We start from the raw sequence: 22,506 nt of genomic DNA, 5'->3' as shown, positions 1-22,506 counted from the left end.
CAGGGCATGCGAACTCACCCGCAAGCGGTACCGACGCATTCTTGACTGACCAGTCAGTTAGTTACGCGTAATGAACGACGGCGACACGGCCGACGATATTATGGACGCGACCTACCGTGCGCTGTGTACGCACGGCTACGCGGATCTGACGATGCAGGACATCGCCGACGAGTCGGACAAGAGCAAGGCTGCCCTCCACTACCACTACGACAGCAAACACGACCTCCTCTGTGCGTTCCTCGAATACCTCTATGACGGGTTCGTCGACCGGATCGAGGACCCCGCCGGCGAGACCCCACACGAGCGCCTGCTTTCGCTCATCGATTCCGTGCTAGACAAGCCGGACGACGGGAGCGAAGAGTTCGGGACGGCGATTCTCGAAATCCGCGCCCACGCGCCATACGAACCTGGCTTTCGCGAGCGGCTCACGAAGTTCGACGATTACCTCGTCGACGAACTCGAAGTGATTCTCGAAGACGGTATCGCTGACGGGACGTTCAAATCGGACCTTGACGCCGATGAGACCGCCCGGTTCATCGTCACCGTGCTGACCGGGGCTGCGACCGAGCGCGTCACGACCGGACGCCCGGTCAAGTGTACCAGACGGATGCTCACCGAGTACGTCGAGACGCACCTTCTCGACGGACAGCAGGAGGTCACAGCGTGAGCCTCCGGCAGAAACTAGGCCGCTTGGGAGCGCGACTCGGGAACCTGTTCAAGGGGCAAGAGGAACTAGAACTGACAAGCGGTGACATCGGCAAGCCGCTGCTGTTTCTCTCCTTCCCCATCGTCATCACGAACCTGCTCCAGGTGGCGTACAACCTCGCCGACACGTTCTGGCTCGGCCAGTATTCCACGACAGCGCTTGCGGCAATCTCCTTTGCCTTCCCGATGATCTTCCTGCTCATCTCGCTCGGCATGGGGCTGTCGGTGGCGGGCAGCGTACTGGTCGCCCAGCATACCGGGGCTGAGGAGCACCGCGAGGCCGAGTACGCCGCCTCCCAGACTGTGACGTTCGCGCTGCTGGCCTCCGTGCTGCTCGGCGCGACCGGCTACTTCTTCGTCGAAGACTTCCTGTCGCTTTTGGGCGCATCCAGCGAGGTGCTGCCGGGCGCAACGGGCTACCTACAGGTCGTTTCGCTCGGGCTGACGGCGATGTTCGGCTTCTTCGTGTTCATCTCACTGATGCGCGGGGCCGGCGACACCATCACGCCGATGCTCGTGATGTTCGGGACTGTCGTGCTGAACATCGTCATCGACCCGTTCCTCATCTTCGGCTGGTGGGTGTTCCCCGAGATGGGCGTCGTCGGCGCGGCCGTCGCGACCATCTTCTCGCGTGCCGTAGCGCTGGTCGTCGGCATCGGTATCCTGCTGTCGGGCAGGCGCGGCGTGCGGATTCACCTCAGTGATATGGCCCCCGACCTGGAGTACCTCCGGAAACTGCTCAGGCTGGGCATCCCGGCCTCCGTCGAAGGCACCGGGCGCGCCGTGTCAGTCAACGCCATGCTGTTCATCGTCGGGACGTTCTCCGTGACCGTGGTCGCGGCCTTCGGCGTCGGCATCCGCGTGTTCTCGCTGGTGTTCATGCCCGCCATCGCGATGGACCGCGGCGTCGAAACGATGACCGGCCAGAACCTCGGTGCCGAGCGGCCTGACCGCGCGGCGACGGCCAACCACTTCGCCGCAAAAGTATCGTTTGCCATCCTCTCTGTGCTGGGTGTGGTCACGATCTTCGCCGCACCGGCCGTCGTCAGCGTGTTCAGCGACGACCCCGAGGTCGTCCGCATCGGGGCCGAGTTCCTCCAGTGGGTCGCCCCGACCTTCGGCTTCATCGGCGTCGTCCGGGCCTACTCCGGCGGGTTCCGCGGGGCCGGTAAGACGCTCACCGCAGCGGCGCTGGCGGTTACCATGCTGGGAATCATCCGCCTGCCGGTCGCCTGGGTCGCATCCCGCCCAGTTGCGGTCCCGGCGTGGCTCGGCCCGCAGGTCGTCGACCTCTTCGCGTACTCGCTGGCCGAACAGGGCATCTGGCTGGCCTTCGCCGTCTCGAACGTCCTCGCGGCCGGCCTCGCCGCGGCCTGGTTCCTCCGCGGGACGTGGCGCGAGGCCGACCCCCGGGCCGGCAGCGAACCGGCCATTGCAGACGACTGATGGCACAATCGAGACAACCGCAAAACGTTCTAAAATCGCGTTTCAGCGCCGTTCGGCCCGCTCGAAGCGCTCGTCCGTGAGGTACACGTCGCCGTCCCGAACCGTGACCTCGATACTGTCGAGGGCGTCGCCGGCGCAGGGGCCGTGCGTGCAGACGCCGTCGTCGCGTTCGAACTGCGCGCCGTGCTTGTGACACACCAGACGGTCGCCCCGCACAATCGCGCCCCGGCCCGGGTCGAGCGGGACTTCGGGCTGGTGGGGACAGGAGTTGCGCCAGGCGGCGACGGCGTCGCCCGAGCGGTGCAGGATGCAGTTGACGCCGCGCCGGTCGTCGCGCGCCTCGAACACGAGCGTGCTGTCGGTCGGCACCGAGTCGAGTTCGGCGATGCAGCGCGGGTCGTCGTTGCCGTCGGGCGACTGCTCGTCGTCGCCCCCAGCCGCCTGCCCATCGTCTCCAGTGCCGGAAAAACTGAATCGGACGGTTGCGTCGCCGGCTTCGACCTCGCCACCGTCGTCGTGGATACGGACCGATTCCGACTCGTCGTCGGTGTCAACGGTCACGTCCACGGGGTCGCTCATAGCAATGGGTCAGCGGCTGACACACATAGCGATGTCGAAGTCGGTCGCAACGTGCCGGTTGCAAAACTGAGTTATGTCAGCCCCTCGGAAGGTCGGTATGGACCGAGACGACGTTTCCGTCGAAGTGGAGGTCGAGGTAGCGGTAGATACAGCGGAACTGGAAGCCGAAGTCGAAGACATGGCGGAGTTCGAAGCCGAACTGGAAGGCAAGGGCGTCGAAATCGAACTTGAGGCCGAAGTCGAGTTCGCCGAACACGACGAACACGAGGAGATGGACGAGACAGAAGACGAGACGGCGGCCTCCGAAACCGGCGACGAGATGGACGAGACAGAAGGCGGCGACGAAGACCAGGAGTAGTCGCGGGCAGCAACGGACGTGGGGCAGGGCACCCCCAGGAGCGCGGGTGAACTGCTGTCAAATCACAGGTGCGTATCGGCCTCAGCAGTGAATCTCGGCAGCGCTGTGACCGATAGAATTCGGTCTATGTTCATCGATATCAGCTGTCGCGACTGATTCACGATGTCACTACGGCCTGACCCGTGACTTCCTGTCAGAATACGCACTGAAACTTTTTTCTCAGAGTACTTACTAATTAGCGGTGGCTACGAACAGGCACACGATGCACGACACGCCACACGTTATCGGTATCAGCGGAAGCCTCCGCGACGACAGCGGAACCAGAATCGCCGTCCAGCGCGCCCTCGACGCGGCAGTGGGGGATGGTGCAACGATCGAGCACATCGACCTCCGGGAGTGGGACCTCCCGCTGTTCGACCCCGACGCGGGTGAGGCCGACTCCGGTGACGGTCCGGAACTCGCCGCCCGTGTCCGCGAGGCCGACGCCCTGGTCCTCGGAACTCCCGTGTATCACGGCACCATCGCCTCACCACTGAAGACGGCGCTTGACTACTGCAGTATTGACGACGTCGAAGGGGCGACCGTCGGTATCCTCGCAGTGGCCGGCGGCGGGTTCCCCACGCCGACGCTACAGCATCTTCGCGCCTCTGTACTGGAGTTGAAGGGCTGGCCGCTTCCGCAAGCCGTTGCCATCCCCGAATCGTGGGCCGCCTTCGAGGACGGACACATCGCCGACGAAGACATCGCAGCGCGCGTCGAGGAACTGGGCTCAAACGTCGTCGCGTACACGGGTGTTGCGGACCGACGCGAAGAAACAGAACAGTCGGAACTGGCGACCGGCGACTGATACTGTTGACTGTCCCTTCGTGAAGACAGTCGCCAGCTCGGGGTGGCAATATTCGTCAGGGGAGTACAGCCAGCAGTATGACTCACTCGAACCAGTCGACGAAACTGCCCTCCAGCAGCGTCTCCTCCTGATGGCGGATGTAGGTGGCCTGCATCCCCCAGATCGCTTCGGCCAGCGGGACGTTCTCCTCAACGCGGCGGCGGACGTAGTCGTGTTTCCAGCGTGCCGGCGTGAGCCGGCGGTCGACGCGCTCGCGTAGCGGCCGGATGTACCCGTGGGCTTCCTCCGCCGAGAGGCCGCGCTGTTCGAGGCCCTCGCGTGCGTGCTCGAACAGTTCGCCGTATATCTCCTCGGTGTTAGTCGTCGTCGCCCCGTCGGCGGTTATCCACTCGATTTTCGCCCGCAGGCCGCTCCGAGCGGCGGCGTAGAAGTTCCGCTTCGCCGTCTCCCAGTCCAGCGACCGGATGGGGTGTTCGAGCTGTGGCAGGCTCTCCATCAGGCCGGCGAAAACGGCCGCGAACCCGATTGCGTCGTCGACGGTCGGCTGTGCGGCCAGCGGGCGGAACTCGATGCGGGCGTTGGCCGCCGACCGCGTCGGCCCCTCGAACACCGGCCTGACCCATCGCCAGTACGAGCCGTGCTTGTGCCGGAAGTGAACGAAGTCGTCGTCGAAGCGGGTCCCCGACTGCAGGTCGACCGGGACGATAGTGTCGTCAGCGACGATGTCGTCGATAGCCTCCTCGACGGAGTCGAAATCCGGCGGGAAGCAGACTTTCGGTGGCGTCGAGTCGCCGTCGGGCGGATTGAGGACCGACTCGAAGACGCCGATGCGGTTCTCCATGTTCGCCCCGGCGACGATTTCGGGGTCGGGCGCGTCGTCGTAGAGGTCCGGCGGGAAAAACGGCGAGTTGACGCCGAGTGCCAGCAGCGGCGCGGCGATGCGGAGCGCGTAGGTGAAATACTCCGGCAGGTCCGGGGCGTGGGGAATCTGGTAGTGGGGTTGAATCGAGGTGATGAGCGACTCCGGCATCACCGTCTCGGCCTGTAGCGAGACGTGTGGCGCATCGATCTCGAACGCCGAGGGGTAGTCGGTGTTGGCCATCGTGTGATAGCGGACGGAGTCCGACATGTTCGTCCCGATGCGGACGCCGCTCTGTTCGACGCAATCACAGAGGTACTCCCGGGCCGTCTCGCCGGCGGGCGGAACGGTCCACATGCCATCAGAGACGAGGCGGATACCCTCGTTGCGTACCCGTTGCTGGGCCGGCATCAGCGACGCCTTCAGTTCGTTGCGCTGGGCCGCCAGCCCGTGGGTGTTCAACGGCTGCGGGCTCGTCTGCATCTCGGCGTTGTGCAGGCCGAGTTCCTTTTCGAACCCGATGAGTTCGAGCAACTGACGCGGGACCCGCTGGAGCGCGTCGGTCTGCTCATCGACGGCATACAGCTCCAGCTCCATGCCGACGATCGCCTCCGAGTTGTCGAAGGTCCCGCTCCGGACCGCGGATTTGAGCGCTTCGGCTTCCTCGCGGGCCCGTTCGTTGAACGACTCGCTGTCCGCTGCAAGCACCTCGGCCACCCGGTCTGCCAGTTCCGAAGCCGACATAACTCCGGGTTTGCAGTCACGGGTGTTAAGCGTGCCCCAGACAGTACGGGAGAAGCGAGAGCAGGGGTTCCACACACGACACCGACTTGCCAGCATCGGTCCCAACTCAGCGAGAGAACGGTAGTCACGCACTCACAGCAACTCGCCGACGTCGCTCACCCCCGACCTCGCCGAGAGTGCAGATCACACATCCTCACAGCAGCTCGCCGATGTCGCTCATCGTCTCCCCTAACGGGTCCCGTTCCGCAGTTGTGAGCGCCCCCTCCACTGCATCGCGAGCTGCGGGCAACGGCTCGTGCGTTTCGATGTACACCGCCAGGGCAAACTCCTGTTCAGTTACGTCAGCGAGTGCGATGGCATCGCTGCGAGAGAGGTCCCCGGCGAGCCAATCGGCGATTATCTCACGGCCCTGTGGGCCGACCGGTGACACTTGCTCACCGACGAGATGGAGCGTCTTGGCGGCCATCACAGGCGCAACACCGGCGGCGCGGCCCGCATCGCCGACGCTCTTGCCGGCTGCGTAGGCCTCGACGACGGTCGCCGCTGTCGCCGCCGAGCACGGGAGGTCGTCGGCCACCGGGGCCAATCGCTCCGGGAGCGGGGCGTCCGTCTCGTCGACGGCAGCGACGCCGCGATCACGCTGGTGGGTCGTGACCTCGACACCGGCAGCGATATCCGACAGCGTCATTGAAATTTCATTCTTTGTGCCGGAATTTAATGCTGTCGGTATACCGATAGGCGCGGGTGTCGAACCCGATAACTACCTACCGGTTACCGGTCGGCAGTTGCATCGAAAACCGCCCGGAAACCCGTCTTTGCATCGGTTTTTTAACCCCTCGCCCAGCCGTAGGTGGGAACATGAGCACGACGGTAACGCAATGTCCGGAGTGTAACGGGTCGGTCAAACAGCAGGGTGTCGAGTCGGTCTGTGGCAGCTGTGGACTGGTCGTCGGCGAGGACGCCATCGACCCCGGACCGGAGTGGCGGTCGTTCGACGATGACGACACTGACCGGGCACGCACAGGCGCGCCATTGACACGGTCGCGTCACGACCGCGGCCTCTCGACGAAGATCGGTCGGTCGACGCGGCTGAAAGGACGCAAGCGCCGTCAGTTCGCCCGCCTCCGCCGCGAGCACAACCGCGCACAGATCAGCTCGAAACGCGAGCGAAACAAGGTGTACGCCTTCACCGAGATCCGGCGTATCATCAGTTCGATGTCGCTCTCGGACGCGATCCGGGACCGGGCCTGCGTGCTGTTCGAATCCGCACAGAACGAGGACCTGCTTCAGGGGCGAACGCTGGAAGGATTCGCGGCCGCAGCTATCTATGCCACCTGCCGGACTGAAGGGGTCGCCCGAACCGTCGACGAGCTCTGTACCGTCGCCAAGGCGACCCAGGCGGAGCTTCGCGCGGCCTACGACGCCCTGAACAGGGAGCTCGGGCTGCCGACCGGGCCGATTGACCCTCGGGAGTACGTCCCTCGGTTCGCGACGACGCTGGACCTGCCGACGGCGGTCCGCCAGCGCGCGGAGGGGCTCGTTGACGAGGCACAGGACCGTGGGCTGGTCAGCGGCCGCAATCCGGCCGGCGTCGCGGCGGCGTGTCTCTACACCGCGGCCCAGGAACGGGACGTGGCGCTCACGCAGGCCGAGGCGGCGGAGACGGCGGACGTGACGCCGGTCACGCTACGGGGAACCTACACCGAGCTACAGGAGTAGACGGCGTCAGCGAGCGATTCGAGCGAACGCCGCGCTGGCGTGTCCGGCGCTGTTTCCCGAAGCGGCTGTCCGTGCGCCTGCGCCGTCGCCAGCGGCTCGCTCTCCGGGACAGCGACGGTCGGTGCACCGAACCGGTCCGTGACGGCCTCGGTCGCGGGGTTCGGACCGGCACGGTTGAGGACGACCCGACAGAGTCCGGCGTCGAGTTCACGGGCCAGCGCTCGGACCCGGAAGGCGTCAGCGAGCGCCGCGCCCTCCGGCGTCGTGACGAGTATCGCGGCGTCGGCGGCTGCGAGGGGCAGACCCACGTCGGCGTGCAGGCCGGCTGGCGAGTCTACGATGACCCAGCGATAGGTCCGCTCCAGCGCGGCGAATACGTCCGTGAGGCCCTGCAAGTCGGCGCTTCGAGCGCCGGCCAGCGTCCGCCCGCAGGGAACGAGGGTCACGGGGCCGGTCTCACGGACAGCCTCGTGCGGGTCGGCGCGGTCGGCGAGCACGTCGTGCAGGTCGGGGCCGTGACTGGACGGGAGGTCCGCCATCCCGAGGTCGCCGTCGACGACGACGCTCCCAGCGTTCGCGTTCGAGCGCGAGTCCCTGCTGTTAGGCCGTTCGAGCGCGCCGAGTTCCGCCGCGAGATTGTACGCGATAGTGGACTTGCCGACGCCGCCCTTGCCGCCGGTGACTGCCAAGATCATGCCAGGCGCGACAGCGTCTCGGTCGGCACTGTGGCGGCCGCCCGTCGGTCGGCGAGCCGTTCGGCCCGCCGGGCCAACGCACGGAGCATCTGCTCGTCAGTATCGCCGCGTGTCGCGACCGTCCGGACGCCGGACAGGCCGTCCGCCGCGCGAACCGCAGCTGTCGCCGCCGACAGCGAGTCCGCCTCGGCCAGCCGCTCTGCGCGGTCGACGCGTCGAGCAACGGTTTCGAGCCACTGCGAGACAGCGTCGGGGAGCTGCTGGTCCGGTCGCTGGCCGCTTGGAGTCCTCGACTCGGCTGGCGATTTGACGGTCGCTCGCTGCGGGTCCATCTCCTGTTCGACCGTGGATTCATTCGACCGCCGACTCGCGGCTTCGGCCGCCTGCGATGGCTCGCCTGCAGGCACAGCATCAACAGGCGGCGACGGGTCGCCCAGTTCCCTGAGGACGGCATCTGCGGAGTCGAGTCGCTCGTCCGCCGGGGTCGTATCGGACGTCGGCTCGGCACGCACCAGATCCGCCGGCTGGTCAGATAGTGGGGCCGGCGTCGCGTAACCGAGCGCGTGCGTTCCCGGGCCGACGATGCCCTCGAAGCCGTCCTCGGTCCAGCCGGCCTCTGGAACGCCCTGCTTTCTCGGCGGCCAGAGAGGGCCATCGAGACAGTTCCGAACAGTGATTCGAGTCGGTTCGGTAACGTCGCCGACGGTCGCCGTGACGAGCGTCACGCCGTCAACTCGCTCGGCGCGACAGTCGAAGGTAACCATAGGGGTGGTGGTCCGGCCTTCCGATTTAAAAGTCAGCAGCGGACGACAGGGGCGTCGAGACAGTCCGACGCAGCCGTCGGTGACCTGAACCGATCCGTTCCGAGGACGACCGGTGCGGGCGTCCGGGCGACCCGGAGTACGGCCAGCGCGGCCGTTACTGGGTCGGCGTCGAACGGGCTGTCCGGGACCGGCCCCGGAACGGCTTCGATGGCCCGAGCGAACGCATCGGCGCATCGGTCGACGAGGGTCGCCCGGGCACTCCGTCGGAGATTCGCCAGTTCGTCAGCAAGCCGTCGCTGCTCCTCCAGCGTATCCCGGTAGGCGCGTGCCCGCTCCCGGCGGAGTTCGCGGGTCTCTCTGGCGGCAGCCCGTCGGGTCTCCCGTTCGCTCAGTTCTGTCGCCGCGTCCCGGAGGTCAGCCTGTACCGCCCCGTCGTCCGCCCCGACCGCCTGCCGAGCGGTGAGACGGCCGCGGTGGGTCGCGACCGCTTCCTGCAAGCCGTCGATGGTCGACTCCGAAACCGGCTCGACAGGGTCCGGCAGATCCGGCGGCGAACATTCGAGGTCGGCCAGCTGGGCGCGGCACTCCGCGATAGCGTCGTCCTGCGGGGTCTCGTGTCCCCGTGACCGAGCGGCGGCCGCGAGCGCGGTCCGCGTTCGGAGTCCCATCGACGGGTGGACGTATCCGGCGTAGGCGTACACGGCCGGTGGTTCCGGGCAGGAAAGGGCCGGAAAGCACCGCTGCCCACGGATACTCGCGGCGATGATTCGACCGTCGACGCCTCGCGCTCGGAGGTCGACGACAGCGCCCGCGTAAGTGGTTCCAGCGACGCGGAGCTTCACAGGTCGACGCCTCGGAGTTGGTCCGGGTCCGGGAGGTCACGCCCCGACGCGAACCGCTCGTAGGGCGTCGCCGGTTCCTCGCGTGCTTCGTACCGTTTGGCCGCCTCGCGGACGTGCTTCGGGACGTCTGTCGGCTCGAACGGTTCGACGTGTTCGATCTGTATGTCGAGGTCGTGTTTCTCGTGGAGCCGGAGCGCCTGGAAGGCCCCGAACTCGGTTCCGGAGAACAGCGCTGCTCTCCCGAACTGCCGAACGACACAGTCTTCGTGGGCACGACAGACGTTCCGCAGGTCTGTGCGTGCCGCCCGGGAGTACGTGACGACGAGTAGCACTGGGTAGACATTACTATTATTACTATAAAATTTTACTGAATTGAATGTGTTTTAAATTGAATATATATGACGACTGGCCAGAAAGATAGCGGCGGCAGTCGGACTCCGGAGTCGACACTGTGGACAGCAGATGGAGACATCGACAGTACCCGCGGTGCTAGAGAACGCCCTACTCGACGACTGTAACGGTAAATTCGCCGGCGTCCGCGACGAGGTCTTGCACCCGTTCGCGGGCTGCTGTCTCGGATGGCGCGAGGACGACGAGGCCGTCCACGGCGGCCTCACCGCTTGCCCGGTAGGCCTGCAGGTCCCCCTCGAACTCAGTCGCGTAGGTCCGGAGCGTCCCGCGAACGTCCTGTTCGAGGTCACTGAGTGACTTCGACCCTGTCTCGAACTCGGCCAGCGCCTCCTCAATGTTGCGGAGTGCGGAAATGCGGTCCATATCAGGTCGTCCGGAGGTGGTCCGTCCGGGGCTCGTACACCTCACCTTTCTGTTTCAGCTTGTCGATCTCGTGTTCGGCCTTCGACTCGTCGATGCCGACCTCCTCGGCGCGTTCGATGACCACGTCGGCGGGTGCGCCCTCGTCGTACTCGTCTTCGATGTCCGAGATGATGCCTTTGATGTTCTGGATGCGGTCGCGCTGGGTCTTTGACTGGCCGGTCTCGACCACATCGGCGTCGAACTCGCCGGTCTCGGGGTCGACGCCGATCTCCTTCAGGCAGTAGTGGGCGATGTCGACCGCTCGGTCGGCGTCGGCTTCGTCGACGGTGTCAGAGAGGCGTATACGTGCAGAGGCCTCGGCCAATCGGACCAGCGCCTCCAGTTTCCGGGCGGTGACGGGCACCGGCGCGTCCTCGTCCTGTCCCTTCATCCGTAGGTCGACGTAGAAGTCCTCGATACGGCTCTTTGCCTCCTCGGTCATCGTCGGGAAGCAGTTGCGCTTCGCGTAGGCGACGTACTTCCGGAGGAGGTCCGGTTCGATTGTCGGCGCGACCTCCTCGGTGACGGTCCCGACCTCCTCCTCGCTGAAATTCGAAGTGGGGTTTTCCGTCCGGTGCGTGTGGAGTTCGCCGGCGTAGTTGGTCTGGATGATGTGCTCGGCGAGGTTCCGGTCTTTCTCCTCGTCAGGCTTGTCCGTCACGGTGAAGATGAGGTCAAAGCGGGAGATGAGCGCCGGTTCGAGGTCGATCTGCTCTCCGATGGGTTCGTACTGGTCGAAGCGGCCGTACTTGGGGTTAGCCGCACCGAGTAGCGAACAGCGGGATTTGAGCGTCGCGTTGATTCCGGCCTTCGAGACGCTGATACGCTGCTGTTCCAGCGCCTCGTGCATCGCCGACCGGTCTTCCGGTGACATCTTATCGAGTTCGTCGATAGCGGCGATGCCCTGGTCTGCGAGCACGAGCGCGCCCGCTTCCAGCGTCCACTGCTGGCCGTCGCCGAAGTCGTCGCGCACGGCGGCCGCAGTGAGCCCTGCGCTCGACGACCCTTTGCCGGAGGTGTAGACAGAGCGTGGTGCGATATTCTCGATATATGACAGCATCTGTGAGTTATGCGAGACCACGCCGTTAGTGAGATAGTTGTGTGTCCCCTCGATTTCGAGGTCGTAGACCCACTTTTCATCGTGTTCGATGGGTTCTATCGATTCGATTCGGTCCCACGCGATGTCACCTTCGACGAATGCAGCGAGTCCGTTCAGGTCTTGACGGAGTGACCCCGTTCCGCCGCCGTCGCTACGCGCAGTGTCGCTGATAGGTGTGTCATTGTTCATCTCAGCCAACCGTGCCTGGAACGCATCGAGAACCGATTCGAGACTGTCACGGCTTGGGTTTCGGCGTCCCCGCTCGTAGTGTTGATACGTCGAACGCGGGAGGCCGCACTCGGATTGCGTCAGTCCAAGTGCTTCCCGGATGCGACGGAGTTCCGGACCCAGATTGGGGACAATATCAAGGTTCGTATTTCCGTGGGTTCCCTCGAATTGCCGGCACACTTCGGTCTTTCGCGCTGTGATGAATCCGATTTGTTCGGCGTAGTCGTGGAAAGACTGCCCGGAGATTCGAAGCCGGTAGCTGCCGTTGTTCCGGGGTTGGAGTTGTGCCGTGATTCCCTGTGTGACGAGCAGGGTTCGAACGTCTTCCAGCAGCGGTTTACTCATCGAAGCAACAGTAATCTCTCGCTGTGATGTCGAAACGTGTCCCTCTCCCTCGATATAGCCTCGAATAAATCCGGTGACAACGTTGTTGCTGGCTCGCATGATATCTTGCGGAACGCGTCTCTCCGCCGAGGACTGGAGCAACGTTTCGTCCAGAGATGCGAGGAAGCTCACGAACTCGCCGGCAGAACACAACAGTTCGCGGGCGGTCTTCCCCTCGTGTGAACTCCGTTCCGTAACGTTGAGGTTCAGTGTCTCCAGAACAGATTTCGCGTCATCGAGAACTTCGCGGTCGTTATTGGTTATCGAAACATACCCCGTGTTATCCGGACGTTGCTCGACGTACCCCTCGGCAACAATATAACCGATCAGACGGGCCAGTTCGGGTGTCCACTGCGGTGGAAAGTCAAGATCGATTCTGTTGTGGGCCTGTGATTGTCGGAACGTGATGTCCAGGTCGTCGTGGCCATCTGTGGATAGCTTCCGGGGAACTGCGATGTGTGTGCCACTCTCTAATTCCTCGGCTTTCCTGGCCTGGAACCGGCCGTCAGCTTGGACGAACAGTGGATGGGACGGGGTTACATCGAGTTCACGACCAGTCGCGGTTCGTATCCGATACAGTGTTTCCGGTGCCTCGCGCTTCCAAACCTTGGTCGCGTTTTGCGTGGCTACTGTTCCATCGGATTGGAGTGAGGGGACATCGAAATCAACAGTGTCCCACACGCCGTCGTCGACTGGTCTGGGATCATCTAAGTTCGATTCGACGATCTCTCGTATCGGCCGTTCGTGGCCGTCTGCGAGAGTTACCCGCGTGTCACCGTGGACGCATTTCCCCGTCCCCGGGTCTCCTATCAGCAACATATGGAGGTCGCCACGTATTCGAGATCCGTCAGGAAGCTCTTTGGTCACGCCGGAAAAGAGCTGGAGCATCATCGCGAGCTTCTCCTTCTCGTAGCCGTAGATGGAGGGTGCGATAGCGCCGACCATCTTGTCGTAGATGTCGGACTCGTTTGAGAGTTCGACGATTTCCTTCTTGTCGGCGTCGGTGATCTCCATGTCCTCGAACTGCTCGTCCTCGATTTCGACGCTGACGCCTTCCATGTAAATGTCGAACATCGGGGACTTCTCGTTGTCGTTGCCCCGCTGGTCGAGCTTGAGGATGCCGGTCACGCGAACGTGGTCACCGGCGGTAACGTGGCCCGTGATGTCGTCCTCGATGTTGATGTCGATGGACTGGGGCGTCTCCCCGCCGCGCAGTCCCTCGGGGGACTCCTGGACGCGGAGCTTCTGTGCGTCGATGAACTGGGACTGGTCGGTGTTGAGCCGGAACGGGCCCTGTCGTTCACAGCCCTGGCAGTCGTGGGGTTCCTGGAAGTCGCCGGCGGTCTGGGGGATGCGCGTGAGCGTGCCACAGCGCTGGCACTCGAAGGCCGCCTCGATGACTTTCGGACGCACGTCGGTCGCTTTCCGGATGATGCCCCGGACGGCGACGAGGTTGCCGTGGTGTTCGTGGCGCAGATCGCGGATATCCTCCGACTCGGGGAGGTTCCGGACGCGGACGTGGGCCTGCCCGAGTGAGACGTCCACCGGGAGGTCGTACAGTCGCAGGGCCTCCTCGGCGTACTCCTGAATCTGCTCGGGCTTGGTGCGGTAGTCGTCGGCCAGGTCCGGGTCGAAGCGATAGAGGTCGTCCCAGTCGATATACAGCGATTTCTGGTCGTTCGGGTATTTCTGGGCGAGCTCACCGATCTCGTTGCGGTAGTAGTTGCGGTAGAACTCCTCGAAGCGGTCGATGAGTTCGGTGTTCTCGGCGGTCGCCATTTGAGTGGACAGTGGTTATGCCCACTGGCCTAAGAAGGTTCGCAAACCGGGGTGGAACTGAAGTGAGGGAACCAGCGGGCGCACGGGTGCTGGTGATATGGGCCGGTGAAGACAAAGGATTCCCCACGAGGCTCTGATCGAATCGGGTGACTGGGGGTAACGAAACTGACTGAGATTATCTTTAGTAGGACTTGCAATCGACACAATCACTACTGCAAACGACTGTCGGTTTAATCGACATTTACTGGACAGGAGACTGCCTCACGGGCAATTTCGGATAATAGCTTCACCACTGTAGCGTCACAAAGGCGCTACCAATATCAGTGCCGAGAATTGGGACCAGTAGTTTTTGCTGGTATACCTGATTCACTCAGAGTAGAATAACCGTGCGCGATCAAAAAATCACAAGGCGTCGGCTCCTCGCCAGCGGCAGCGCGGCCGCGACCGCAACGCTCGCCGGCTGTGCAGGCCGCTTCGGGGATTTCGGAGGGAGCGGAGACGAGGACAGCGGCGACAGCCAGCAAGCGACCGAAAGCGACATCGACGTGAGCGATGCGGCGGCGACTGTCGGAATGGTGTACGCACTGGGCGGGCTCGATGACCGCTCGTTCAACGATGCGGCGAACCGCGGCATTCAGCGCGCGCGGCTCGATGACGGGGTCGAATACACGAACCACGAGCCAAACAGCGTCGCCGGCTTCGCGGAGGTACAGGCCGAACTGGCGAGTTCGTCGAACCCGCCATACGACCTGATCTGTTGTATCGGATTCCTGCAGGCCGAGGGGCTGTCTGAGACTGCACCGGAGTACACAGACCAGCAATTCATGATCGTCGACTCTGTCGTGGAGGCCGACAACGTGGCGAGTTACGTGTTCCGCGAACACGAGGGGTCGTTCCAGGCCGGGAACCTCGCTGGGCTGCTCACGACCAGAGATATCGACCTCGGGGCAGGCTCGACGAACCCGGACGAGACGACCGTCGGATTCGTCGGCGGCCTCGACCAGCCCCTCATCCACAAGTTCGAGGCCGGCTTCAGAGCCGGCGTCGAGTACGCCAACACGGACGTCGATGTCCTCACGGAGTATCTCGGGAATTTCGACGACGTGCAGGGCGCCCGCGACATCGCAGCCGGGATGTACGATGATGGGGCGGACATCGTCTACCACGCAGCGGGTGGCGCAGGTGTCGGCATCTTCCAGGCCGCACAGGCCAGTGGCCGGTACGCAATCGGTGTTGACTCGGACCAGTCCCGCAGTAATCCCCGGTACGCGGACGTCGTGCTCGCGAGCATGGTCAAGCGGGTGAACGTAGCCGTCTACGACGCTGCGACGGCGACGGTCACGGACAGCCTTCCCGCTGGTGAGGTGGTCTCTCTCGGGCTGGATAGTGACGGCGTCGGCGTCGTCTATGGCACCTCCCTCGAACCGGCAATTCCCGACGATGTCAGGGAGGCGCTGTCGACGTCGCGGGAGCAGGTCGCCGCCGGCGACATCGACGTACCCACTGAGCGCTCCAACACGGGTGGTGCCTGATGGCGGGCGGTCCGCTCGACGGACTGGCGAGCGCGCTTGATCGGGTCGCTCCCGAGTTTGTCCGGCAGCGGTTCGCTGCGAAGTTCGCTGTTGCGTTCCTTGCCGTGTTGCTCGTCATCGCGGGCGCTGGCGCGTTCACCTTCCAGGCGACATCCACAGCCGTCGAACGCCAGACGACCGGACAGCTCGCCGAGACCAGCCAGCTGGAGGGGGGCTCTATCGGCTCGTGGGTCGAACAGCAACGCACGCACACGCGCTCCGTCTCACAGGGCGAACCGCTCCGGAGTGACCGGCGCGCCGCGGCGTACATCCTGTTGCAGGACCAGTTACTGCCCGACGATGTTGTCAGTATGCACCTCGTAAACGATACTCGTGGCGAAGTGGTCGCCAGCACGGAACTCCCGCTGGAGGGGCGGTCGCTATCCGAACTTGACGCGCCGTGGACGGCCGCCGAAGTGCCGGAAGGACCCGGGAACAACAGTCAGGTGTGGTCGAGTAGTCGGTCGTACCGCTCACCGGTCCTCAACGACGAGCCCGTGATGGCGTTCGCTAGCTCGGTCCCGAAGCGCGACGGCTCGTACCTCGTCGTCGTCACGCGCATCCAGAGCCAGGTCGACCGGCTCAGCGATGCCAATTCCACGAAGGAAACCACGATTCTGAACACTAACGACGAGACGGTGTTGAACATCGACCGCGAGTTCGATGCCGACACCCACAGTGAGAGCCTCGCGGCGATCCGCGACGCGAACGGCACTGCAGCACCGGTGACAGCGGTTGCCGATGGTCGCGTGTACGCGTTCGCGCCCGTCCCGACCACCAACTGGGTCACTGTTACGAGCCTGGACACGGCCCAGGCGTTCAGTGTCCGGGATACGGTCGGTCAGACGGTCGGACTGCTTGTACTGCTGGCGCTCGTTTCGTTGTCGGCTGTCGGTCTCGTGCTTGGGAAACGCACGGTCGACCCCCTGAAGCAGCTGCGAGACCGTGCCGAACGCATCGAGGCCGGGGACTTCGATGTCGACCTCTCGACGAACCGTGCCGACGAAATCGGCCGGCTCTACGGGACGTTTGACGATATGCGAGTCTCGCTGCAGAACCGCATTCAGGAAGCGGAGGATGCGGTCGAGGAAGCGAAGACGGCGCGGGCGGAAGCCGAAGAGCTGCGTACGGAAGCAGAAGACGCACGGGCCGAGGCAGAGGAAGCCAGCCAGCGTCTGCAGGAGCGCGCCACCGAGTACAGCGCGGTGATGCAAGACATCGCCGACGGTGACCTCACGGAGCGACTCGACGAGGACGCGGAAGAGACGGCGATGCGGGAAGTCGCAGTGGAGTTCAACGCGATGCTCGACGGCCTCGAAGCCACCGTCAGCGAGGTCGCGGCGTTCGCCGACGAGGTCGCGAATGCCACAATCGAGGTCGCAACCGGGGCCGAGGAAATCGAGACGACGAGCCAGACCGTCAGTGACCGCATACAGGAGATCGCCGACGGCGCTATCAGACAGCACGACGACCTCGAGGAGGCCGCCGCCGAGATGGACCAGCTATCGGCGAGCATCGAGGAAGTCGCAGCGTCGTCGACGACGGTCGCAGAGACGGCCAGAGAAGCCGTCGACCGTGGCGAAGCGGGCCGGGAAGCCGCCGAGTCGGCCATCGACGACATGGCGGAAATCGAGTCCCGCTCGGCAGACGCGGTCGACCAGATTCTCGCGCTACAGGAGCGGATGGACGACATCGGCGAGATCGTCGACTTCATCTCGGATATCGCCGAGCAGACGAATATGCTCGCCCTGAACGCCAACATCGAGGCCGCCCGTGCCGACAAGGACGGCGAGGGCTTCGCCGTTGTCGCCGACGAGGTCAAGAACCTCGCGGAGGAGACGAAACAGGCGGCCGCAGAGATAGAGGCCGAAATCGCGGCCGTGCAGACGGAGACCGACGAGACTGTCACGGACATCCGCGCGACCAGCGACCACATCGACACCGGTGTCGAGACTGTCCGCGAGGCTGCCGACGCCATCGAGGATACCGTCGAGGCAATCGAGGACGCCAACGACGGGATTCAGGAGATTGCGGATGCCACCGAAGACCAGGCCGACGCGACACAGAGCGTCGTCCACCGCGTCGATGGAGTTTCCGAGATCAGCCAGAACGTGACAGAGGACGCCGAGCAGGTATCGGCGGCCGCCGAGGAGCAGTCCGCGTCCGTTGCTGAAATCGCCCAGAGCGCGGACGAACTCCGCGACCGCGCCGACTCGCTGGCCGCGACTGTCGATCAGTTCGACACCAGTGGCGGGGGAGACGACCACGGCGATGCCGACGGTGCCAGCGAGGAGCGCACTACGCGTTCCACCCCCGACGGGACTGGCGACTAGCGCGGCGTGCCATCGCTACGGCTTCTTTTCGCAGTGTGGCTCGGGTATTCGCTGGTAGCATGTCAGCGGCAGTCGGAACGCGAGTACGACTACGAAGAGCGATGACTGCGAGGGACGATCAGAACGAGTATCTGAAGGAACGACAGTAGAAGCGGCAAAAGGGCCACTTCGAGTGTGGTAGGGATGGGATCGCCCAGATTTGAACTAGGGGCGCGGGCACCCAAGGCCCGAAGGTTACCAAGCTACCCCACGATCCCGCATCAACATCTCGACCGGACAGCGAGTAAAGGGTTTCGTTGCGAGGCCGCTGTGTCACGCGGGAGCGAGGCCCCAGAAGTACGCGATGCCGAGCGTGGTCACGACGGCGAAGACGGCCTGTAGCGGCGCTCCGACGCGGAGGTAGTCAGTGAAGCGGTATCCACCGGGACCGTAGACGAGGAGGTTCGTCTGGTACCCGACCGGCGTCATAAAGGCCGTCGAGGCGGCGAAGGTGACGGCGAGGACGAACGCGAAGGCGTTGGCATTCAGTTGCTGGGCCGTTTCGATAGCGACCGGAATCATCAGCACGACGGAGGCGTTGTTCGAGATGATGTTCGTCAACAGCGCCGTGACGAGATACATCAGCCCGAGGACGACGGCGAGGCCGCCCCCGGCGGTGAGGACGCTGCCGGCACCCATGACGAACAGCTCCGCGAGCAGGTCAGCGCCGCCGGTCTCCTGCAGGGCGACACCCAGCGGGATGACGCCGGCAAGCAGGAAGACGACATCCCACTGGACGGCGTCGTACAGTTCCGACGGGCGGAGACAGCCGGTGAGGACCATCGCGAGCGCGCCGCCCAGCGCCGAGATGACGATGTGAATCGGAGTCAACGCGGCGACGCCGACGACGGCGGCGACGATGCCGACCGCGACGGGAATCTTCGACCGGCGGAAGTCCGGCCGTTCGACCTCCTGGGCGACGATGAAGTCGTTGTTGCGGTTGAGGCGGTCGATGCTGTCGGGGGTGGCCTGCACCAGCAGCGTATCGCCGATGCGGAGTTTGACGTGGTCCATCCGCTGGCGGTACAGCTCCTGGCCGTGGCGAAGTGCCAGCACGGTTGCGTCGTAGCGCTGGCGGAAGCTCGTGGAGACGAGCGTCTCACCGATGAGCGAGGAGCCGGGAGCGACGACGACCTCGACGAGGTTCTTTCGCTCGTTTGCGGCCTCCAGTTCTGCCTCACCGACCTCGACTTCGGGAATCACGTCCAGCCCTTCGACGTCGAGGAGGTCGACGAGCGTGTCCCGGCCCGTCCGAATCGCGAAGACGTCGCCGGCCCGAATCGTTTTCTGGCCGAAGGGTTCGAGGAACGTTCGTTTCTCGCGGACCAGCTGGACGATGTCCACGTCGAACTCAGATACCCTGAGGGCCTCCTCGACGGTCTGACCGATGAGCGGGGAGTCCTCGCGGACGACGACCTCGGTGAGGTACTCACCCATCTCGAACTCCTCGGTGAGGTCCTCCTCGGCTGGGATACGCGACGGGACCAGATAGCGACCGACGGTGAGCAGGTAGATCGTCCCGACGATGGTCACGATGATGCCGAGCTGGGTGAACTCGAACATGCTGAACGGGCGGCCGAGCAGTTCCGCCGAGAGCTGCGAGGCGAGGATGTTCGTCGAGGTGCCGATGAGGGTCAGCATCCCGCCGAACATCGAGGCGTAGGACAGCGGCAGCAGCAGTTTCGACGGCGAGAGCTTGCCCTTGTGCGCGATGTCGGTGACCATCGGCAGGAGGATGGCGACGGCGGCGGTGTTGTTGATGAACCCGGAGATAGGCGCGACCAGCCCGACGGTCGCACTGAGCTGTCTCGTTTCGCTGTCCCCGGTCAGCGAGGCGATTTTCGCGCCGAGAATCTGGACGATGCCGGTCCGCTGGACGCCGTCGGAGAGGATGAACATCGCCAGCACCGTTATGGTCGCCGTCGAGGCGAAGCCAGAGAGCCCGCGGTCCAGCGGCGAAATCCCGTCACCGGCCTGGTGTAACACGTACACCGGCTCGGCAAGCAACCCGAGGTCGGTCGCGAGCACCGTCACCGGTTCGGCCAGCATCAGCGCGACCATGACGGCGATAGCAGTCACGTCGACTGGCAGCGCCTCCGTCGCAAACAGCACCAGCGCAGCGACGATAACCGCGAAGACGAACAACATCCCCGGCGTAACAGGTGGCAGCGACACGTCTGGCCCCTGCGCCGCCAGTGACAAAAGCATGGGTCGTTTGCGTGCGGTGGCGTCCGCTCACACCCTGACCAGGCAGCCGACGTTTATCCCTGTCCGGGCCGAAGGAGTGGCAATGAGCCTTTTCAACGATCTCGGTCGAAAAGTCGAGGAGCTGAAACAGGAGGTCGGGAACGCGTCCGACGACGAAGCCACCCACCGGTGTATCGAGTGTGATACGCTCCTCTACACGGACCACGACGAGTGTCCCGAATGCGGGAGCACGTCAGTCATACCCATCTCTGACTAGCAACAGCGAGAAACCGCCTGGCCGGTGTCGCGTCGCTCACCGCGTCGGCCCGTCACGACCCAGGTCTTCGAGCAGGGCGTCGTAGCTCCGGCCGAACACCGCCTGTTTTCTGAGCGAGGTTATCGCGACCTCGAAGACGGGGATGGCGAACTGCCCGCCCGGTCCGCCGACGACGACGGCCGCTTCGTGGTCCGTCTCGTCGGTCCACTTGCCGTCGAGTTGCCGGACGAGTACTTCGCCGAAGTAGCCGCCGAGTTCCCGCACGACACTGGTGAACGCGCGGTCGTCGAAGGAGTCGTCGCTCCCGAACGTCGTCTCGGCGAATCGCTCGTCGTCCCACTCCGCGTCGACCAGATCGTCGAGTCGCGAAAGCGAGGCCGGCGAGAAATCGAGGTCGTGTTCGCCCCAGAAGTCGGCGAACTCGACGGCGGTGTCGGCGTGTTCTGCGCGGACTGTTCCGGGCTCCCACGCGCGGGCCGCCGAGCCAGCGGTTGAATCGGCATCAGTAGGAGCGGCTGTCTCACCCTCGTCGGGGGCCGCTGTCTCAGCCGTCTCGTCAGCGGCCGCGCTCTGTGACGGTGCAGTCTCAGTGGCATCAGACGTCTTGACATCCCCGACAGAAGCCGATGTGTCGGGACGATCATCGGACTGTTCCACGGCGTCGGATTCCGCAACGGCTGCCGGCGGGTCATCGACCCCCGCGGCGTCAGCGGTGTCTGCAGGCGACTCGTCACCCGTGGTTTCGGAAACCGCCTCCGCGTCTGTAGCGACGTCTGACGACGCATCCGGCGAGATATCGGGCTTTGATTCGTCGTCTATCGATGTCCCGGCCGCTCCGTCGTCGGCTGTATCGGTCACTGCTTCGTCAGCAGATGTGTCGGTTGCTGCTCCCGCGGGCGCGTCGACAGTTCGGTCCTCGTCGCGAGTGTCGATAGCCGAGTCTTCGGGAAGTGTCTCGGCCGCCGGCGCTTCGTCCGAGGGGTCCGCTGTAGCACTGTCGGCTGCCGGTTCCGCTTCGTCGATGTACGCGGCCGCTTCGTCGGCAGTGGCCATATCAGCGGTATCATCGGCATCGGCCGTCGTCTCGACAGCATCAGTCGTGTCAGCAGTCGGTCCGTCTTCAGCGGCGTCGAAGGTCGAGTCCGCTGCCGGTGTTTCGGCCGTTGGTTGCTCATCGGCAGTATCAACAGCCGATTGCTCGGCAGCGGGTTCGGTGGCCGGCTCCGCATCGCTTGAGTCGATAGTCGACCCCTCCTCGGTGGTTTTAGCGGCCGACGGCTCGCTGCCGGCATCGTCTGACGCTGACTCGGTCGTCTCGGGCTCTGCGTCCTCGCCGATGTCAGCGGTCGAACCGTCGGCGTCGTCACTGCCCCACGGTGGCTCGTTCTCTGGCTCGTCAGCGGCCTCACTGACGGCTGGTGTGGGGTCGGTGTCGTCCGGCCGGTCTTCGCCTTCCGACTCGGATTCGACCCGCCGGACGATTCGGGTCGGCTCTGTTTCGATGGCCTGGGACGAATCGGTAGCAGCGGTGTCGCCGGCAGTTGCCTCACTTCGCTCATCTGTTGCCGTCGGTTCGGGCGGTCCGTCGCGTTCGTCCGCCTGTCCGTCGTCAACTCGACGGACGATCCGTGTCGGCTCGGAGACGACACTGTCGGCGTCGATTTCGTCCGCGCCCGGCTCTGTCAGACCTCCGTCGTCGGTACTCTGTATGCTATCCAGTTCCAGGTCGGATTCCAGACGCGTCACGACGGCCGCAAACACCGGTTTGTCGGCGAACGAGCGAGCGGCCACGTCGAACACCGCGACACCCACCTCATCGTCCGGGCCGGCGACAGCGACGCCCCATCGACCGTCTGACTGGACCCACTTGCCGTCGTACGCCCGCACGAGGAGTTCGCCGAGGTAGCTTCCGAACCGAACCGTGTTCTCGGTGTAGGTCGTCACACTCGCGGCGTCGCCGACGGTTTTGCCGTCGTAGCTCTCCTCGATAGCCGTATCGAGGCGGGCAAGCGCGTCGGGGTCGAAGGTCAGCGGGTCCGCGCCGTCGACGACGTGCTCGGCGTACTCCCGGAACGTCGTCGGGTCGAGCGTCGCTGTATCCAGAAGGTCCGGCCCATCGTCGGACGGCGGGTCGCCCCCGGCCGCCCGCTCGTCCCCGTCGGTCGACGAGTCATCGCCACCGACGGCGCGACGGATCGTATCGAACAGGCCCATGGACACCGGAAGTACGTGCCGCTA

Annotated in this window: 19 protein-coding genes and 1 tRNA gene; 8 read left to right on the top strand and 12 right to left on the bottom strand. The window is 64.5% G+C overall.

Annotated elements, in window-relative coordinates; translation table 11 throughout:
- The first annotated feature begins 70 nt into the window (after positions 1-70).
- Both ACNO8S_RS15795 and ACNO8S_RS15790 read left to right on the top strand, forming a co-directional pair.
- A complete protein-coding gene (locus tag ACNO8S_RS15795; RefSeq protein ID WP_420182267.1) occupies positions 71-667 on the top strand; it encodes a TetR/AcrR family transcriptional regulator in 597 nt (198 codons plus the stop codon).
- Complete coding sequence (locus ACNO8S_RS15790) at positions 664-2,151, top strand: MATE family efflux transporter (protein WP_064288513.1); 1,488 nt, start codon at positions 664-666, stop codon at positions 2,149-2,151. The genes ACNO8S_RS15795 and ACNO8S_RS15790 overlap by 4 nt, the downstream gene beginning before the upstream one ends.
- Positions 2,152-2,193: 42 nt before the next feature.
- On the opposite strand, the gene ACNO8S_RS15785 is transcribed toward ACNO8S_RS15790, so the two are convergent.
- Positions 2,194-2,730: a Rieske (2Fe-2S) protein gene (locus tag ACNO8S_RS15785; protein ID WP_151102732.1), complete on the bottom strand. Its 537-nt coding sequence runs from the start codon at positions 2,728-2,730 to the stop codon at positions 2,194-2,196.
- 97 nt (positions 2,731-2,827) lie between these two features.
- Here ACNO8S_RS15785 and ACNO8S_RS15780 point away from each other — a divergent pair, with 97 nt between their 5' ends.
- Both ACNO8S_RS15780 and ACNO8S_RS15775 read left to right on the top strand, forming a co-directional pair.
- A complete protein-coding gene (locus ACNO8S_RS15780; RefSeq protein WP_023843050.1) occupies positions 2,828-3,088 on the top strand; it encodes a hypothetical protein in 261 nt (86 codons plus the stop codon).
- A gap of 262 nt (positions 3,089-3,350) precedes the next feature.
- Entirely contained in the window at positions 3,351-3,935 is a 585-nt protein-coding gene (locus ACNO8S_RS15775; protein ID WP_014039088.1) for an NADPH-dependent FMN reductase, read from the top strand.
- A gap of 82 nt (positions 3,936-4,017) precedes the next feature.
- Here the strand turns inward: ACNO8S_RS15775 and ACNO8S_RS15770 are convergent, their stop codons facing one another.
- On the bottom strand, positions 4,018-5,538 hold the full coding sequence (locus ACNO8S_RS15770; protein ID WP_420182266.1) for a hypothetical protein: 1,521 nt from the start codon (positions 5,536-5,538) through the stop codon (positions 4,018-4,020).
- Between the two features lie 193 nt (positions 5,539-5,731).
- A complete protein-coding gene (locus ACNO8S_RS15765) occupies positions 5,732-6,226 on the bottom strand; it encodes a hypothetical protein (protein ID WP_014039086.1) in 495 nt (164 codons plus the stop codon).
- 170 nt (positions 6,227-6,396) lie between these two features.
- On the opposite strand from ACNO8S_RS15765, the gene ACNO8S_RS15760 reads away from it, so the two are divergent.
- Positions 6,397-7,257 (top strand): transcription initiation factor IIB, encoded by an 861-nt coding sequence (locus ACNO8S_RS15760; RefSeq protein ID WP_420182265.1) that lies wholly within the window; start codon positions 6,397-6,399, stop codon positions 7,255-7,257.
- Here the strand turns inward: ACNO8S_RS15760 and ACNO8S_RS15755 are convergent.
- The 6 genes from ACNO8S_RS15755 to ACNO8S_RS15730 all read right to left on the bottom strand — a co-directional run bounded on the left by ACNO8S_RS15755 (position 7,236) and on the right by ACNO8S_RS15730 (position 13,861).
- The gene (locus ACNO8S_RS15755; protein WP_420182264.1) at positions 7,236-7,952 is read right to left on the bottom strand and encodes a MinD/ParA family ATP-binding protein; all 717 of its coding nucleotides are present in this window, start codon (positions 7,950-7,952) and stop codon (positions 7,236-7,238) included. The genes ACNO8S_RS15760 and ACNO8S_RS15755 overlap by 22 nt on opposite strands.
- A complete protein-coding gene (locus ACNO8S_RS15750) occupies positions 7,949-8,716 on the bottom strand; it encodes a hypothetical protein (protein WP_050007189.1) in 768 nt (255 codons plus the stop codon). The genes ACNO8S_RS15755 and ACNO8S_RS15750 overlap by 4 nt, the downstream gene beginning before the upstream one ends.
- Before the next feature lie 32 nt (positions 8,717-8,748).
- Positions 8,749-9,558 (bottom strand): hypothetical protein, encoded by an 810-nt coding sequence (locus ACNO8S_RS15745; RefSeq protein ID WP_420182263.1) that lies wholly within the window; start codon positions 9,556-9,558, stop codon positions 8,749-8,751.
- On the bottom strand, positions 9,555-9,890 hold the full coding sequence (locus ACNO8S_RS15740; protein WP_008307136.1) for a hypothetical protein: 336 nt from the start codon (positions 9,888-9,890) through the stop codon (positions 9,555-9,557). The genes ACNO8S_RS15745 and ACNO8S_RS15740 overlap by 4 nt, the downstream gene beginning before the upstream one ends.
- Positions 9,891-10,059: 169 nt before the next feature.
- On the bottom strand, positions 10,060-10,332 hold the full coding sequence (locus ACNO8S_RS15735; RefSeq protein WP_014039081.1) for a hypothetical protein: 273 nt from the start codon (positions 10,330-10,332) through the stop codon (positions 10,060-10,062).
- A gap of 1 nt (position 10,333) precedes the next feature.
- On the bottom strand, positions 10,334-13,861 hold the full coding sequence (locus ACNO8S_RS15730; RefSeq protein ID WP_420182262.1) for an LAGLIDADG family homing endonuclease: 3,528 nt from the start codon (positions 13,859-13,861) through the stop codon (positions 10,334-10,336).
- Between the two features lie 386 nt (positions 13,862-14,247).
- On the opposite strand from ACNO8S_RS15730, the gene ACNO8S_RS15725 reads away from it, so the two are divergent.
- Both ACNO8S_RS15725 and ACNO8S_RS15720 read left to right on the top strand, forming a co-directional pair.
- Positions 14,248-15,393 carry a BMP family lipoprotein gene (locus ACNO8S_RS15725; protein ID WP_420182261.1) on the top strand — a complete coding sequence of 382 codons (1,146 nt, stop codon included), beginning with the start codon at positions 14,248-14,250 and terminating at the stop codon, positions 15,391-15,393.
- Positions 15,393-17,765 carry a methyl-accepting chemotaxis protein gene (locus ACNO8S_RS15720; protein ID WP_146417698.1) on the top strand — a complete coding sequence of 791 codons (2,373 nt, stop codon included), beginning with the start codon at positions 15,393-15,395 and terminating at the stop codon, positions 17,763-17,765. Before ACNO8S_RS15725 ends, ACNO8S_RS15720 begins: the two co-directional genes overlap by 1 nt.
- Positions 17,766-17,949: 184 nt before the next feature.
- Here ACNO8S_RS15720 and ACNO8S_RS15715 read toward each other — a convergent pair.
- Together ACNO8S_RS15715 and ACNO8S_RS15710 are read right to left on the bottom strand one after the other, a co-directional pair.
- Positions 17,950-18,022, bottom strand: a tRNA-Pro gene (locus ACNO8S_RS15715).
- Between the two features lie 55 nt (positions 18,023-18,077).
- Complete coding sequence (locus ACNO8S_RS15710) at positions 18,078-19,952, bottom strand: SLC13 family permease (protein ID WP_014039077.1); 1,875 nt, start codon at positions 19,950-19,952, stop codon at positions 18,078-18,080.
- Between the two features lie 142 nt (positions 19,953-20,094).
- Between ACNO8S_RS15710 and ACNO8S_RS15705 the strand changes: the two genes are divergently transcribed.
- On the top strand, positions 20,095-20,268 hold the full coding sequence (locus ACNO8S_RS15705; RefSeq protein ID WP_014039076.1) for a hypothetical protein: 174 nt from the start codon (positions 20,095-20,097) through the stop codon (positions 20,266-20,268).
- Between the two features lie 36 nt (positions 20,269-20,304).
- On the opposite strand, the gene ACNO8S_RS15700 is transcribed toward ACNO8S_RS15705, so the two are convergent.
- Positions 20,305-22,482, bottom strand: a complete 2,178-nt coding sequence (locus ACNO8S_RS15700; RefSeq protein ID WP_420182260.1) for a hypothetical protein — start codon at positions 22,480-22,482, stop codon at positions 20,305-20,307.
- Positions 22,483-22,506 lie beyond the last annotated feature (24 nt).

This window comes from Haloarcula sp. KBTZ06, assembly GCF_048595605.1.
GTDB lineage: Archaea > Halobacteriota > Halobacteria > Halobacteriales > Haloarculaceae > Haloarcula > Haloarcula hispanica.
This window is presented reverse-complemented; position numbering and strand designations above follow the sequence as displayed.